At 42.8% G+C, this 15,357-nt stretch carries 15 protein-coding genes and 1 pseudogene; all 16 read right to left on the minus strand.

All coding sequences use genetic code 11. The features are described from left to right. Positions 1-32: 32 nt before the first annotated feature. The 16 genes and pseudogenes from RP262_RS03595 to ccrZ all read right to left on the minus strand — a co-directional run bounded on the left by RP262_RS03595 (position 33) and on the right by ccrZ (position 15,320). Complete coding sequence (locus tag RP262_RS03595; RefSeq protein WP_311154350.1) at positions 33-1,688, minus strand: VWA domain-containing protein; 1,656 nt, start codon at positions 1,686-1,688, stop codon at positions 33-35. Between the two features lie 13 nt (positions 1,689-1,701). Continuing rightward, on the minus strand, positions 1,702-2,391 hold the full coding sequence (locus tag RP262_RS03600; protein ID WP_311154351.1) for a hypothetical protein: 690 nt from the start codon (positions 2,389-2,391) through the stop codon (positions 1,702-1,704). Between the two features lie 5 nt (positions 2,392-2,396). Beyond that, the gene (locus RP262_RS03605) at positions 2,397-3,554 is read right to left on the minus strand and encodes a toxic anion resistance protein (protein WP_311154352.1); all 1,158 of its coding nucleotides are present in this window, start codon (positions 3,552-3,554) and stop codon (positions 2,397-2,399) included. Positions 3,555-4,081: 527 nt separating this feature from the next. Beyond that, positions 4,082-4,534 (minus strand): acetyltransferase, encoded by a 453-nt coding sequence (locus RP262_RS03610; protein ID WP_311154353.1) that lies wholly within the window; start codon positions 4,532-4,534, stop codon positions 4,082-4,084. Further along, positions 4,535-5,380 carry an aldo/keto reductase gene (locus RP262_RS03615; protein WP_311154354.1) on the minus strand — a complete coding sequence of 282 codons (846 nt, stop codon included), beginning with the start codon at positions 5,378-5,380 and terminating at the stop codon, positions 4,535-4,537. It abuts the gene before it with no gap. 76 nt (positions 5,381-5,456) lie between these two features. Beyond that, on the minus strand, positions 5,457-5,651 hold the full coding sequence (locus tag RP262_RS03620) for a hypothetical protein (RefSeq protein ID WP_311154355.1): 195 nt from the start codon (positions 5,649-5,651) through the stop codon (positions 5,457-5,459). A 158-nt stretch (positions 5,652-5,809) separates the two neighbouring features. Then, positions 5,810-6,961 carry an N-acetylglucosamine-6-phosphate deacetylase gene (gene nagA / locus RP262_RS03625; protein WP_311154356.1) on the minus strand — a complete coding sequence of 384 codons (1,152 nt, stop codon included), beginning with the start codon at positions 6,959-6,961 and terminating at the stop codon, positions 5,810-5,812. 342 nt (positions 6,962-7,303) lie between these two features. Continuing rightward, the gene (tnpA, locus tag RP262_RS03630; RefSeq protein ID WP_311154357.1) at positions 7,304-7,777 is read right to left on the minus strand and encodes an IS200/IS605 family transposase; all 474 of its coding nucleotides are present in this window, start codon (positions 7,775-7,777) and stop codon (positions 7,304-7,306) included. A 175-nt stretch (positions 7,778-7,952) separates the two neighbouring features. After that, a complete protein-coding gene (rbfA, locus tag RP262_RS03635) occupies positions 7,953-8,303 on the minus strand; it encodes a 30S ribosome-binding factor RbfA (protein WP_311154358.1) in 351 nt (116 codons plus the stop codon). 176 nt (positions 8,304-8,479) lie between these two features. Continuing rightward, positions 8,480-11,272: a translation initiation factor IF-2 gene (gene infB / locus RP262_RS03640; protein WP_311154359.1), complete on the minus strand. Its 2,793-nt coding sequence runs from the start codon at positions 11,270-11,272 to the stop codon at positions 8,480-8,482. Positions 11,273-11,291: 19 nt separating this feature from the next. Next, complete coding sequence (locus RP262_RS03645) at positions 11,292-11,588, minus strand: YlxQ-related RNA-binding protein (protein ID WP_002893557.1); 297 nt, start codon at positions 11,586-11,588, stop codon at positions 11,292-11,294. Continuing rightward, a complete protein-coding gene (gene rnpM, locus RP262_RS03650) occupies positions 11,581-11,877 on the minus strand; it encodes an RNase P modulator RnpM (RefSeq protein WP_002893558.1) in 297 nt (98 codons plus the stop codon). The genes RP262_RS03645 and rnpM overlap by 8 nt, the downstream gene beginning before the upstream one ends. Positions 11,878-12,045: 168 nt before the next feature. Continuing rightward, positions 12,046-13,144: pseudogene (nusA, locus tag RP262_RS03655) on the minus strand (transcription termination factor NusA); the annotation flags it as partial. 59 nt (positions 13,145-13,203) lie between these two features. Further along, positions 13,204-13,692 (minus strand): ribosome maturation factor RimP, encoded by a 489-nt coding sequence (gene rimP, locus RP262_RS03660; RefSeq protein WP_049542830.1) that lies wholly within the window; start codon positions 13,690-13,692, stop codon positions 13,204-13,206. A 198-nt stretch (positions 13,693-13,890) separates the two neighbouring features. Next, positions 13,891-14,529: a tRNA (guanosine(46)-N7)-methyltransferase TrmB gene (gene trmB / locus RP262_RS03665; RefSeq protein WP_311154360.1), complete on the minus strand. Its 639-nt coding sequence runs from the start codon at positions 14,527-14,529 to the stop codon at positions 13,891-13,893. Beyond that, complete coding sequence (gene ccrZ / locus RP262_RS03670) at positions 14,526-15,320, minus strand: cell cycle regulator CcrZ (RefSeq protein ID WP_002893562.1); 795 nt, start codon at positions 15,318-15,320, stop codon at positions 14,526-14,528. Before ccrZ ends, trmB begins: the two co-directional genes overlap by 4 nt. Between the last annotated feature and the right edge of the window lie 37 nt (positions 15,321-15,357).

A 15,357-nucleotide genomic window follows, 5' to 3' on the forward strand; every position in this document is an offset into this window, starting at 1 on the left:
TAATCTAACACTCAAATTTAAAGCTGAATTTATTAAAATTCAGCATTAAACAATTCTTTTAATTTATATATAACATCATCATTTGATGCATCAATAGAAACAGATTCATTAATTTTAGACAGCTTGGTTAATTCTTTCAAATCTGCATTGTAACCAATGGTATTAACCGTAATACCTAAAGCTTTAATAATGGGTTCAACTCGTTCAAATTCATAGCCGCCATTAGTCTGACCGTCTGATAGAACAAAGATAACAGGTCTAGCACCTGGATTTTCTTTCATTTTATCCAAAATCATCTTCACCGCTACAAGCGTTCCATCATAAGTGGCTGTTCCACCAGATGGCGTCAATCCTTTAATGGCAGATGTGAAGTATGATTTTTGCGTGCTATTCATAGTGTCAATCGGAACATTAATAGTCACATCATCACTATATGAAACTAGACCTATTTGATTTTCTTCATTGATATATTGCAGGGAATTTAGCAATGACTTCTTCAAATTGTTCATCGGCTCACCATCCATAGAGCCAGATACATCTGTTACAAATACACCGACAATAGGTTGGCTATTATTCTTATTCTTTTTCCAAAGGTTCTGCATGGACATCAGCAGATTTCCGTCAGTCGTTTGTTCTTCAAAACTATAATCATCCAGTTTATTAAAACCATATGATGTCGCTTTTGATTGATTATTTCCTTCAAGAATATAGCTAGAGAATTTCTTCAATACTTCTTGTTTAGTAGCATCATTTGTTGTTGCATAAAGCGGTGAATCCTGACGAATACCAAAAGGAACATATTCATAATCACTGAATTCCGGAGTATTGATATAGGTTTGATAGGAGATAGACAGAATATCAGCGCTACCATTTTTTGCTGCTTCGCGCAACTGAGTTGTCGTTACAAATGTAGATGGAATGTTATTTTGAAATTGTTGGAACTCTGTTTTAGCTTTGTCACTAATTGGATTTTCTTTATCAAAGGTAAACAGTAATTGCGATAACAAACTCAAACCTGTTGATGAGGTGTAAGGATTTGTATAGCCTAGCAATTTCCCGTCTTTCACAGCTTTGGCTAAGTTTTCAACAGTCACGTCACCATAGGCTTTCTTAATCTCATCATAGACATTTTTTTTCATTAAGAGTCCACTGGTGTTACCGAATAACCGTTCTGAAATCTGAGTGGTAGCTGTTCCACGTGCATTTAAAATATAATTCCATTGTTGATTTGATGGAGTATAGCCATCTGGCACATGATTTTTACTTGCGATATAATCGACTGATGTTCCTGAAGGGATAGAACGAATCGATACGCTGACTGTTTTCCCATCAATCGTTTGGTGCTGGTTATTAAAGCTTTCAGCAATTTCATTCAAAATACCATCTTTACCGCTGCCTGCTTTTTCGGAACTGACAAAGATTTCAGCATTGATTTCTCCACTACCTTTCACGGTATAAGGATAAGTTGCATCAATATCTGGCAATTCTTCATTTTCCTGCAAGGAAGTATTTGAAATATCTTTTTTCAACTCTGCAATCTTGGGATCGATTTTCTTATAGTAAGCTTCGACTTCCGTTTTAGCATCTTTTTCTGATAGTTTGGAATTGATAGGTCCATCACCAGAACAAGCAGTTAAAAATAAACTCGCACCAAGCGCAAGAAACAGAGAGGTTTTTTTAAGTTTCATAAATAAACTCCTTCTAAATAAGTTTAATAAGCTCTTTGAGTGATTCTGTCAAGTTCTTCAGATCAATTTCACTTGTTGATGTTTTTACATCAATATAGTTAATCGCTTCAACAATTAAACTATCTGCATCATCAAGCAACTTATTATTATGAATTAATTTAGCTTCAATATTTTCAGCATCTTTCGCAATAATTAATCGACGATAAATGCTTTTGGCATCTTGTAGAATACGGACTCGAATAGAAATTAATTCCTTAGCAATATTTTGAATAATCGGTTGGTCGTTATTCTCAACAATCTCAGCGAAATCATCAGACAATGCTTTAGCATCAAGCAGTTGTTTTAAAATACGTTTTGCATAGTCAATGTATTCAGGATTTTCTATTGTTCCTTGAATACCCGTTAATTTTTCAATCATTGATGCTTCATCGTACAATGGATCTTTTCGTTGTTCTTCTTCAATAGCAACGAGTTGTAATTCTTTGCTTTTACTTGCAATATAAGTCTTGATAACAAAGCCTGCATACAAAATGGTTATCCCCAAGGCGATGTATGCACCAACATTAATCATTTTATAAGTTCTAATACCTGATTCTACAATAATATCATCCTTATCAAACATTACTAATTTAAACAGAATGATGGTTAATATGCTTAATCCACCAGATACTAAACCATGCCTTATAATAAATTTATTTATCATAACTTTTACCCGTTCACATCAGTATGATTGATTGTTGTTACAAGCTGTGTTTTTAATTCCTCACGCAATTCACCAATACGAAGCGATGCTCTTTCACGATATTCTCGTCCTTTGGCTTGTGCCGCATCAATATCTTTCAATGAATTAACAATATCAGATGTCATAGACTCTAAGGTTGTAATATCAATTGCTGCCCGCTCGCTTTGTTCTGCACTACGCTTACTTGTCTGGTGCAGACTCCTTGTGACATCTTTTAATAATTGGTTCGTAGCATCGGTTACATACTGATCTGCTTGCAAAGCTTTTTCCGTTTGGGTATTATAAAACGCAGCCATCATGTACATATTCCAAGCTGGAATCATAATCGTTTTACTACGATTAATCTTTTGGATTAGACCTCGATTAGTATTGGTCAATGTTTCTAACTGGATAGCCATTGCTTGTGACAGAGACATTTGCGCATCTAAGTCATGGATTTGTTTTTCAAACAGATTTAAGGAATTTTTATATTCAGTCAATTCATTAATCTTTGTTTGGTCACCGCTTTTCGCCTCTTCTTCTAAGGCTGGCAACTCAGACTGATAAGCTTCTTGAATCTTTAATTTACCAGCATCCACATAGACAGATAATCTTTGGAAATTTTCTCTATTACCTTCTTTCATCTGTTCTAAGTCTTTATTGTTTTTAATTAAAGTCAGCTGGTTATTTTCAAGGGTTGCAACTACTCGGTCAATATTTTCTTTAGCAGATTCATATCGAATCTGCAAAGTTTTGATATGATCCTTAGCTTTCTTAAAGATCCCAAAAATACCTTTTGGACCATCCTCTTCAGAAACAGTTAATTGTGTAGCTAAGCTAGATAAAAGTCCTCCAATGTCACCAACATCTGAAGCCTTGACATGCGATAAAGTCTTGTTTGTCAGTGTCATCAAACTATTAGACTCTTGTGTTCCGTATGATAGAATAAGATCTTCATCACTTAGTACAATGGCATTTTTTACTTGTTCTACAGCCGCATTTTGTTCATCAGTTCTTTCAATAGGCTCAAAAGTTTCTTCTGTAACTTCAGAGATTAGTTTTTCTTCCTCCTTAAATTGTTTTTCAATTTCAGGGGTGATTAATGGTGAGCCAACTGTTGTGTCACCAACTGTAAATCCTGCCATATGTATTAAACCAAACCTTCCTAGTTTATAACAAAATAAAACTTGCTTAAGATAAAAATTATTTTACTAGTAATTACTTCTTTAAGCTAAGCAATCACATATCTAACTACTTTATCTTCAGTTTTTTAATTTGATTTTTCCAAACTGCAATAACTGCACTAAATCGAGATAACTCTCTTGCTAGAATAGAAGCTAATGAAATTCACATATAAAACAAACTATCCACTCAAGTACAATATCAATTGTATTGCAATGGCTCTTTAATCAAATCGTATTTTAATTTTAACACAATTAGGAACTTTGAGCAATATTAGTATCAAGCTATTCGTTGGCTTATTTGAAGTATGATATACCTAGATTTTAATTCTCAGATTTCAAACTCATGTTTGGATAATTTAGCAGAATTTTTGGAAGCTAAAATCGATTAACTGATATCTCTTAAAACAAGCAATCAAAATCTAATTTATTATGCTATTTTTTAGCTAATATACTAAAAATCCCCAGCTCTTTTCAAACTGGGGATAGCTTTAGATTTTTAATTCATACACTTCCTGCCAGCCGGCTGGTCCTAATATGCGTTGGAGCTGTTTGCTAAAGCCAGTCTCTCGGTAGAGATAGGAAGCTACTTGATTTCTCTCATTGACACCTAGTATGATGCTTTTATACATAGGCAAATACTCTCTTATGAAATCAGGCAAGAGCTTCAGCGTCTGACTACCGTATCCTCGCATCCGAAAGCCTTCATCCGTTGAAAAGCTACGAAGGAGCAGGCTATCTGGCTGACCGCCATAAGCAAACTTCTTTTCTCCAGCATCCAAGATCAGAAAGGTTACGATTTGATGTTCTACAAGGCCCAAGATAGCATAGCGATTTTCTAAGTCAGCAACAGCCTGACTAGGATGATTGGTAAATCTCAAGTCGGTTAAATGGTAAGACTGCAAGGCTTCTCTATCTGAACTTCGATAGAATCGGATTTGCATCTAAAAATCCATCCCATCCGGATTTGGAGCGCCACCGGCCAAACCGCTGACATTTTTGAGCACTTCCAAGTCCGCAGCATCTAGCTCGATGTCAAAGCAGTCCAGATTGCTGGCAATCCGGCTCGGAGTGACCGACTTAGGCAGGGGCAGGAATCCTTCCTGCAAGCTCCAAGCTAGCGCGACTTGTGCAATGGTCTTGCCATACTTGTCTGCCACAGCCTGTACGGCTGGATTTTGGAAGAGCTCGCCTTGACCAAATGGTCCCCAAGCTTCCAGTAAAATCTCATGCTCACGGCAGAAGTTCACCGCTTCTGTCTGATAGACACCTGGAGCCAGGCGGATTTGATTAACAGCAGGAGTCATGCGCGCTGTTTCAAGCAAGGCTTCTAAGTGATGAGGCAGGAAATTGCTGACGCCAATCGCTCGAATCTTACCGAGATTATAAAGATCTTCCATAGCCCGCCAGACTTCGGCATTGCGCTTTTTCCAAGCATCGTTTTCCCTCAGGGGTTTGGGATTCGGCCAGTGGATGAGGTAGAGATCCAGATAGTCCAGTCCCAACCGCTCCATTGAGGCAGCAAAGGCCTCTTGAGCTTCCTCGTAAGTATGAATGTCATTCCAAAGCTTGGTCGTGATGAAGAGCTCCCTCCGCGGGATGCCGCTGTCCTTGATTGCCCGTCCGACACTCTCTTCGTTCTTATAGATAGCTGCCGTATCAATGTGCCGATAGCCTGCCTTGAGAGCGGCTAATGTTGCCTGATAGGCTTCTTCGCCATCCTGAGCCTTCCAAGTACCGAAGCCCAGTACCGGAATGCCTACACCATTGTTCAAAAGATATTCTCTCATCTCACGTCTCCTTTACAAGTTCCATCTACTGCCTTCAGCAAGGCAGCTGCTATAGTGTTCACAAGAGCAGAACTGCTCACTTTTTTTCCTTTCTCTTCAGTATTGGTTTGGGTTTGAAGATATTTTCCTTGGTCGGCTCCATCCCTTTACTGAAAAAGCTATAGATAATGAAAGCTACTCCTGCGACAAGGATTAAGATTCGTCCAAACATCAGTCCGGCCAGCAGTAAAACAAGTCCCATTATCAAAAATTTCGCATCAATTCGTTTCATAGCCTACTCCTGTTTGCATTATAGTCTCATTATATCACGCTTAAGAAAGCAATTCAAATCTAGGCGAAGACTATCAAGGCGTCTGCCAACCAAAAAGAACAGGTTGCCCTGCTCTTTCTGAAAAATATAAGGAGACTAATTTAAAATACCTGCGGTTCTCATACATGGAATCGTTCTTGACCATCAAGATAAGTAGCTACCAGCTCTAAATCTTTATCTAAAACGATAAAATCAGCAGCGTAGCCTTCCTTGATCTGTCCGCAGACATCATCAATATGGACGGATTTTGCTGGAATCAGGCTAGCCATCATAACTGCCTGATGAGGATTGGCAATGCCCCATTTGACCACATTTTTCAATCCGTCCTTGAGTTTGAGGATAGAGCCAGCTAGATTGCCCGTTGACTTGAGCCGAGCTGTTCCTTCCGCCACAACCACTGGAAATTCTCCCAGCATGTAGTCGCCATCTTCAAGACCTCCAGCTGTCATACAGTCGGTAATGAGAGCAACATTTTCATGTCCCTTCTGCTTAAGCAAGATGTCACAGGCCTTAGGATCCACATGGTGTCCGTCACAAATCAGCTCCGCATAAGTGTGAGGCAGCTCGTACATGGCACCAACCATGCCCAGCTCCCGGTGGGTCAAGCCCCGCATACCATTATATGCATGCACCCAGACACTGGCACCTGCTTCGACCGCAGTTTTGGCTTCATCATAGGTTGCGTTAGAATGCCCCAGAGCAACAGTCACGCCTTCATCAGTCAGCGTGCGGACAAATTCCTCCACGCCATCACGCTCTGGTGCGAGAGCAATCTTATTGAGCAAGCCATTTGCGGCTTTCTGCCAAGCACGAAACTCATCCATGCTAGGATCTTTCATATAGGCAGGGTTTTGGGCGCCTTTATACTTCTCGGTGAAATAAGGCCCTTCAAAATAGAGACCGCGAATCTTGGCCCCGCTGGCTTCTTGATAGCGAGCACCGATATTTTCAGTTACTGCTAAGAGCCGCTCATAGGATGAGGTCAGGGTTGTTGGTAAAAAGCTGGTCACACCGGTAGTCAAGAGACCCTCACTCATGGTATGAAGAGTTCCTTCGATGTTATTGTCCATGACATCAACACCGCCAAAGCCATGAATGTGCGTGTCCACCAGACCCGGCGCAATTGAGTAGCCGCTGTAGTCTATGACTTCCGCATCCTGCGGAACAGACTGCACCAGCTTGCCAAATTTGCCGTCAATCAGTTCTAAATAACCGCCCTGACGGATTCCCTGAGGATAGAAAAATTGATCTGCTTTGATATATGTAGGCATAAGACTGCCTCCCTTGTTCTTGACTTCTGTATTCTCTGCCATTCAAAGCGGAATTCTGTGATAGAGCTAGCATCTTTCTATAGCTGCTTTCTAACTCCCGCTTTTGAATCTCTGAGTTTTCTTGACTATATTATAACTCTTTCTTTTTTATTTGTAAATGGTATATACCTATTTTTGCGAAAAATTGTTATATTAAATTAAAAAGTCATAACCACCCGTGAAAACGGGTGGCTTGTACATCGGCTATAAGCCGTTTCCCTACAGCGACGTCTAAAGACGTTCGCTGAACTTCGTTCAGGTTAATGCTATGATTACTTGACTAATGCCCGTAAAAACGAGCTTTTATCTTGTTCTAAAACTACCATCTGAGAACGGATCCTCGTACTCTTTGACACTTAACTTATCCAGGGCAATGTCATTTTTCTCTTGCTCCCGAATATATTTGGCAACTGTCTTTTCATTGAGGCCAACGGTACTTACATAGTACCCTCTCGCCCAAAACTTTCGATTACCATACTTATATTTTAGGTTGGCATGTTTATCAAATATCATCAAAGCACTCTTGCTTTTCAAATATCCCATGAAATCGGAAATCGAAAGTTTTGGAGGAATCAAGACAAGCATGTGAACATGATCTGGCATCATATGTCCCTTAATAATTTCCACACCTTTGTATTGACATAGATGACGAAAAATCTCAATGAGATCTCGTCTTATTTTGTAGTAAATGGTTTTTCTGCGGTACTTGGGGGTAAAGATGATATGATATTTGCACATCCATTTGGTATGTGATAAACTGTAACTGGTTTTAGTCATTTCTTTTTCCTCCTTTGTCCTACCTGAACAAGTAGATTATACCAGGAAAAAGAAATGAAAGCTCAAAGCCTTGGCAGCCACCAGCTTAGCTGGTGGTTTTCTTGTTTTTCTCTGCGAGAAAAACTGGCTTGAAGCCAAAACAAGAAAACCCAGCCATGACAGCTGAGTTTCTACTTTATTTTTTATCTAAATCGCGCAGCATCTGGTCGATTTTATTGCCATACTCGATGGATTCGTCCTTGATAAAGGTCAAATCTGGAATCTTGTACATCTTCAGATTGTGACCCAGCTCTCGCTTGATGGTACCGGTCGCTTTTTCCAGACCGGTCTGAGCTTTTTGATTATCAGAGGCGAGATTGCTCATAATCGTGTAGTAGACCTTGGCCATGGATAGATCGCCCAGCATTTGGACATCGGTAATGGTCACACCTTGAACACGCGGGTCACGAACTTTCTTCTGCAAAATTTCATTGACTTCGCGCTTGATTTCCATGCCCACACGGTCTGTACGAAAATTATTTGCCATGAGATTTCCTTTCTAATTTTTCTCTTCTGCAATATAAGCTAGGCCTAGCCTAGCTTATATGTTTTGTTTTGGTTGATTAAGATTCGTTTTAAACTCTTGGTGAAAAAACGTGGGATTAGAAGTACAGACTTCCACCAAAAATGATTTCACTGCGAGTTTTTAACGGACTTCTTATCTTATTTCTTAATTTCTTCCATGATATAGGCTTCGATCGTGTCATCTACTTGGATGTCATTGTAGCCATCAATCATGAGTCCACCTTCACGGCCGTTGGTAACTTCCTTAACATCATCCTTGAAGTGCTTGAGGCTGGCAAGCTCACCATCGTAAATCACGACGCCGTCACGGATAACGCGAACCTTGGAATCACGGGTAACTTTACCGTTGATAACCATAAATCCACCGATAGTACCAACCTTGGAAACCTTGAAAGTCTCGCGGATAAGAGCTTCCCCGATGATTTTTTCTTCGTATTCTGGATCCAGCATTCCCTTCATGGCATCTTCCATTTCTTCGATAACCTTGTAGATAATGCTGTGGAGACGGATTTCGACATCGTCAGCTTCTGCCTGCTGGCGAGCTTGAGATGTTGGACGAACGTTAAATCCGATGATGAAGGCATTTGAAGCTTCTGCCAGTGTCACGTCAGATTCATTGATAGCACCAACTGCTGAGTGGACGATGGTAATCTTAACGCCTTCCACTTCAATCTTCTGCAGGGAAGCAGACAGGGCTTCTACAGAACCTTGCACATCAGCCTTGATGATAACATTGACAGACTTAACTTCACCAGCTTTGAGGGTATCAAAGAGATTTTCCAGACTGACACGGTGAGTAGCTTGACGCTGTTTGAGAAGGGCACGTTTGGCACGTTCTTCACCGGCTGCACGCGCAGCTTTTTCATCTTCATAGACCGCAAAGTGGTCACCAGCCATCGGAGTTTCATTGAGACCAGTGATAGAAACCGGTGTAGATGGTCCTGCAACCTTAACACGACGGCCCAGGTCATTGGTCATAGCCCGAACCCGACCGAAAGTATTACCAACAACGATTGGATCCTGCACATTCAGAGTTCCCTGCTGAACCAGAAGGGTTGCGACAGCACCTTTTCCTTTATCAAGACGGGCTTCAATAACTGTACCAATCGCTCGAACAGTCGGATCTGCCTTGAGTTCTTGAATTTCAGCCACCAAGAGGACTGTTTCCAGCAAGCTGTCGATATTTTGATTGAATTTCGCTGAGATTTCAACAAACTCAGAATCTCCGCCCCAAGCTGTTGACATGACACCGTGCTCAGCCAATTCACCAATCACGCGCTCAGGATTCGCTCCTGGCTTATCGATCTTGTTGATGGCTACGATGATTGGGACATCAGCGGCTTTGGAGTGGTTGATAGCTTCGATCGTTTGCGGCATAACACCATCATCAGCCGCTACGACTAGGATAGTGATATCCGTAACAGAGGCACCGCGGGCCCGCATAGAAGTAAAGGCCGCGTGTCCAGGCGTATCCAAGAAAGTAATCTTCTTGCCGCTTTCCTCAATCTGGTAAGCACCGATATGCTGAGTAATACCACCTGCTTCACCTGTTGCTACGCGAGAGTTACGCAGGGTATCCAAGAGGGTTGTTTTACCATGGTCAACGTGTCCCATGATGGTTACAACCGGCGGACGCTCTACCAAGGCATCTTGATTGATATAACCTTCTTCTACGAAGAAGCGCTCAATGTCAGCTGTGTCAACTTCCACCTTCTTCTTAGCTTCGATACCGTAGTCCACCATAAGGAGCTCAATAGTATCGCCGTCAAGAGATTGGTTTTGCGTTGCCATCACGCCCATCATAAAGAGCTTCTTGACAATTTCAGCTGGCTCGCGCTTAATCCGTTTTGCGATTTCTGCAACGGTCATTCCGTCTGTATATTCAAATTCAGTTGGCAACTCATGGAACTTACGTTCTGTAACAGGTTTTGGTGCCTGATTATTGTTGCCCTTTCCTTTTTTATTTTTCTTGTTTTTATTCCAATTACTATTTCTTTGATTTCTCACTTGATTTTGACTGCTTCGATTCTTTTGTTGTTTTCTTGGACCTTCTTCTTCGCGATCAAAATCATCGCGCTTCTTATCTGGTCGAGCTTGCTTCTTACGACGCGTATCCACAGCGGCTGGCGCTGGGCTTGGATTCACTGCTGGTGCAGATGGAGCTGGTGCAGGCTGAACTGGTGCACTTGCTTCTGCCTTAGGCTGCTCCTTGCGGCGGTTTTGCCGTTCCATAACTTCTTTTGCTTCCTGAGCTTGCTTAAAGCGTTCCTCGCTGGAGCGAGCGTATTCAGCATTCTGCTCTGCTTTCAAAGCTGCGGCCCGGGCCTTAAAGTCAATCTTCGGTCCTTGAGGCTGTTGGCGGTTTTGACCATTAAATCCTTGATGATTCTGACCATTTCGGCGGCCGTCTTGACCACGATTATCGCGACGGTCATTTGGACGATTGCCCCTATCTCGGTCGTTGCGGTTTCCACGATTCTTATTTCGATTATCGCGGTCCTCACGCTTGCCTTGCTCTTTATTTTGTGGTTTGCGGTTGCCTTGCTGCTTACGACGTTCTGCCTCTTCTTTGGCTCTCGCTTCACGCTCTGCCTTAAAGTTCCGGCTTTGCGGGCGCTTGACAGGCGCCGCTGTTTCTACTTTCGCTTCTGGCTTAGCAGTTACTTTTGCCTCTGTCTGTTCTGCCTTGACTGGCGCAGCCTCTTTGGCAGGAGTTTTTTGCGGTGACGGCTGAGCTGCTACAGGCTTTTCTGCAGTGGCTTGAGGTGCGGCTGCTTTTGTAAAGCTGGATTTGATTCGCTCACCAGCGTCAGCTTCTACGCTAGACGAATGACTTTTGACATCCAGTCCCAGCTCCTTAGCACGAGCCACTACCTCCTTGCTTTCTTTTCCCAGTTCTTTGGCGATTTCATACAATCTTACTTTAGACAAATCTTGTCCTCCTCTTCTATTACATAAGAGACCTCATTTTCTTTGTAAAACCAGCATCTGTCACGGCGAGCACTTTTCTGGCCTTGCCAATAGCAGAGCTTAATTCCAGTGTTGAAAACACGGTTGATACTTCTACTTGGTAGTAACGACTTTTATCAGTGATTTTCTTGCTGAGATTAGGAGCTGCATCCTGGGCCAAAAAGACCAGATGTGCTTTTCCCTCCTGGATAGCTTTGACAGTCAGCTCCTCACCAGAAATGATGCGGCCAGCCCGCTGAGCCAGTCCCAGCAAATTTGCAAGTTTCTCTTTATTCAAGACCTAACTCTCTTCTTTTGACCTTATGATCGACATAAGCGATTAACTCATCATAGAAAGCCTCGTCCACTTCCATACTGAAGCTGCGGTTAAAGACCCGCTTCTTCTTGGCCTGAAGGGCTTCCTGATTATCCAGCTTGATATAGGCCCCACGGCCGTTGGCCTTGCCTGTCGGATCGATAAAGACTTGACCTTCCTTGTTCTTGACAATCCGCAGCAAATCACGCTTGTCAATCACTTCGTTGGACACCACTGATTTTCTTAAAGGGATTTTTCTTGTTTTTGCCATTCCAGCCCCCTTAATCTAGTTCTTCAGCTTCGCTTTCTAAACCAGCTGTTTCTAGTACAGTTTCCTCTGCAGCTGCGTCAAAGTCAGTTGCTTCTGCTGCTGAAACTTCTGTCTCTAAGACAGCTGCATCCGCAAGAATTTCTTCTGCTTCCTGAGCAAATCCGCCCAGCTCATTGGCTGCTTCCATTTCTTCAAACTCTGTGGCAGACTTGATATCGATTCTAAAGCCTGTCAAATGAGCTGCCAAGCGTACGTTCTGTCCACGACGGCCAATAGCCAGAGAAAGCTTGTTGTCCGGTACGACAACCAAGGCCCGCTTGTTATCTTCTTGGTTAAAGATAACTTGGTCAACCTCTGCAGGAGCAATAGCGTTGTAGATAAATTCAGCTGGATCTGCTACCCACTCGATGACGTCGATATTTTCTTCAGTCGGCACCATACGGCCGCTCTTTGGATCGTATTTGGCAGGATGGAACTTGCTCGTAATTTTCTTGATATTGGCTCCACCGCGTCCGACGATTGTTCCAATGGCATCCACATTAGGGTTGTGGCTGCGAACCGCTACCTTGGTCCGATCGCCTGCTTCCCGTGACACGCTCATGATTTCCACAGTTCCGTCATAGACTTCAGGGATTTCCTGCTCCATCAAGCGCTTGATCATTTCTGGATGGCTGCGGCTGACAAAGACATTGACACCGCGAGGGTTATCTTCTACCTTGTAGACAAAGACTTCGATGCGGTCATGAGAGGCAAAGACCTCACCAGGAATCTGATCTTGTTTCGATAGCTGCGCTTCAATGCTGCCAAGATTGACATAGATAAATCGATTATCAAAGCGCTCCACAGTTCCTGACATGATTTCATTTTCATGTTCTTTGTAGGTATTGTAGGTGATTGCTCGGGTCTGCTTGCGCATCTTTTCCATGATGGTTTGCTTGGCAGACTGAGCAGCGACACGGCCAAATTCAGCTGGCGCTTCTTCAAACTTGATCTTATCTCCCAATTCATAGGCTGAACTGATAGCCAAGGCATCTTTGAGACTGATTTCCAAACGGCTGTCAAAGACCTCGTCCACGACTTCGCGAACAGTATAGACACGGAAATCTCCTGACTTTTCGTCAAACTCAATGGCTGCGCTGTCTGCCTGACCATAGCGACGACGATAGGCAGAGCGGAGTGACTCGGTCACTGCGTCAATGATATCTTCTTTCTTGATTCCTTTGTCTTCTTCCAAAATGCGGAAGGCCTCTAGCATTTCTTTACTCATTTTCATATGACTTTTGCCGAAACAAAAGTGTTCCTTTCTTTTCTATATTGCTTCTGCGGCTAAAACTTAACGGCTAATCTGGCTTTGGAAACCAGACTGTAGGGAATTTCGACTTCTTTTCTGCGAGTCTTGTCCAGATATTCCATGTGCAAAACATCCTCTTCAAAGCTCAGTAAGGTACCTTCAAAGACTTTCTGCTTGTCAACAGCCTTATAGAGACTGACATGGATATAACTGCCGACTGCATCGGCTAGCTGTTCCTTGATCTTGAGCGGGCGCTCCAAGCCTGGACTGGTCACTTCCAGAAAATACTGTTCTGGGAAAGGATCTGGCTTGATTTGATCCAAGAGCGGACTGATAATATCCGTCAAATCCGCTGTATCATTGACCGTAATACCTTCAGGCTTATCTACAAAGACACTGAGAACGTAGTCTCCGCCCATCTTTCCGTACTCAATATCGACTAATTCATAGGGGGCCAGAATGGCTGGTTCAATAACCTCCCTCACCAATTCAACAATCGTTGCGATATGACGACACCTCCTCACAGATAAGAGGCGAAGATACTTCCTCGCCTCTCTTTCCTTATTCATTACTAGTATTATAGCACGACAAGTCCCAGAATGCAAGGGAAATATGCTGTGCAAGCTTTTAAAGACAGAATGCCATTTAAAATACTCTTTTTTTAAAGTAAAATTCTTTCCCAATAAAAAGTCTTCAAGGAGTATTTCCTCGAAGACTCTTTCTTATTCAAACGCTGCTTCCACCCGATAGATGACTTGTCCCTTGTTAGCAAATTTCTGCTCATACTCAGTCAGGACATTATCCTCGAAGTCGCTGGCATGCAAATCTAACCACACGCCCTTTAACTTCATACCATACTGTGAAAAGCTAACTAAGCTATATTCAAAAAGACCGCGGTTGTCCGTTTTGAAGTGGATTTCTCCATTTTCTGGCAGAATCTGCTGATAGGTCGCCAGAAAGGACTGATAAGTCAGACGGCGCTTTTCATGGCGTTTCTTGGGCCAAGGATCTGAGAAGTTCAGATAAAGGCGGTCAATCTCGTCCTCTTCAAAATAATCAGTCAGATCCGAACCGTCCACCCAGAGAAGCTTGATATTGGGCACATCCGTTGCTAGCACCTTGTCCAAGGCATAGCTGAGGACCGATTTCTGGATATCAATCCCGATGTAGTTGATCTCAGGATTGGCCTTGGCCATACCGGACACAAAAGCTCCTTTGCCACTGCCAACCTCTACATGAATGGGATGGTCGTTGCCAAAAATCTCCTGCCATCTGCCCTTGGCGTCTGCCGGATTCAAAATCACATACTGGGGATGCGCCTCTAGCAGTTCCGTCGCTCCCTTACGATTCCTTACTCTCATTGTCCTCTTCCGTATTTGGAACGGAAGTTTCGTAATGCGTAAATCTCCCGGTTCACATTTTCTAAATCATTGTTTTCATAGTATTTAGCAATCTGCATCAGATAAGAATACTGTCCAAACCAGTATAGCTTATTGAAAACAGTCTGATTATACTTATAGCCATAAGCACTCAGCCACTCTTGCCAGCCTGAATCAGGCACATAATGGCTCAAAATATGAGCTACATCCATCATCCTGTCTGTCAGACGCACAGAATCCCAATCCACCAAGTAAATAAGCCCGCTGTCGGTCTCTACCCAGTTGCTGTGGCGCACATCTCCGTGAACGATGGTCGCATAATCCTCACGAAAGGCCGGTACTGTCTGGCGCAGGTCGCGGATAACTGATTGCAGATATTGATTATTTCTCAAAGCAAGCGGCACTTGATTGAGCCAAGCATTCAGCAAATCAGTTGGCGTTTCCAGTGTATAGCCCAGCTTGGTCAGCTGTGTCATCAATGGGCGCGAGCGATGCAGCCGTGTCAAAATATTGATTACCTGCTTTTTGGACATATCATTTGGGGTCAGAATAGTGCCTGAAAGCCACTCCTGCCCGCTCATTACGTTGCCGTCCGGCATCCGGCGGCTCCACAAAAGCTGCGGTGCGATTTGTTCTCGAGCTAAGCCTGCTAAGATAGGGGTTGTATTCATCTTGACGAAAACGCGCCCCCCGTCCGGATAAGTCCCCATATAGGCCTTTCCGCTCTTACCAGCTATCGGTGTCAGGGTCAGCTCGTTATCAACCAAGTCCATGTTTCCCCTCCGTAAAAAGTTTCTTTATCATTTTACT

This window comes from uncultured Streptococcus sp. (assembly GCF_963456385.1).
Taxonomy (GTDB): domain Bacteria; phylum Bacillota; class Bacilli; order Lactobacillales; family Streptococcaceae; genus Streptococcus.

What these genes read in the sequence shown, in the direction of transcription:
- nagA (WP_311154356.1), bottom strand. Translation starts at nt 6,961, where the DNA reads ATGCCTACATATATCAAAGCAGATCAATTTTTCTATCCTCAGGGAATC.
- rnpM (WP_002893558.1), bottom strand. Translation starts at nt 11,877, where the DNA reads ATGGCAAAAACAAGAAAAATCCCTTTAAGAAAATCAGTGGTGTCCAAC.
- RP262_RS03595 (WP_311154350.1), bottom strand. Translation starts at nt 1,688, where the DNA reads ATGAAACTTAAAAAAACCTCTCTGTTTCTTGCGCTTGGTGCGAGTTTA.
- trmB (WP_311154360.1), bottom strand. Translation starts at nt 14,529, where the DNA reads ATGAGAGTAAGGAATCGTAAGGGAGCGACGGAACTGCTAGAGGCGCAT.
- rbfA (WP_311154358.1), bottom strand. Translation starts at nt 8,303, where the DNA reads ATGGCAAATAATTTTCGTACAGACCGTGTGGGCATGGAAATCAAGCGC.
- ccrZ (WP_002893562.1), bottom strand. Translation starts at nt 15,320, where the DNA reads ATGGACTTGGTTGATAACGAGCTGACCCTGACACCGATAGCTGGTAAG.
- RP262_RS03620 (WP_311154355.1), bottom strand. Translation starts at nt 5,651, where the DNA reads ATGAAACGAATTGATGCGAAATTTTTGATAATGGGACTTGTTTTACTG.
- RP262_RS03615 (WP_311154354.1), bottom strand. Translation starts at nt 5,380, where the DNA reads ATGAGAGAATATCTTTTGAACAATGGTGTAGGCATTCCGGTACTGGGC.
- tnpA (WP_311154357.1), bottom strand. Translation starts at nt 7,777, where the DNA reads ATGACTAAAACCAGTTACAGTTTATCACATACCAAATGGATGTGCAAA.
- RP262_RS03605 (WP_311154352.1), bottom strand. Translation starts at nt 3,554, where the DNA reads ATGGCAGGATTTACAGTTGGTGACACAACAGTTGGCTCACCATTAATC.
- RP262_RS03610 (WP_311154353.1), bottom strand. Translation starts at nt 4,534, where the DNA reads ATGCAAATCCGATTCTATCGAAGTTCAGATAGAGAAGCCTTGCAGTCT.
- RP262_RS03600 (WP_311154351.1), bottom strand. Translation starts at nt 2,391, where the DNA reads ATGATAAATAAATTTATTATAAGGCATGGTTTAGTATCTGGTGGATTA.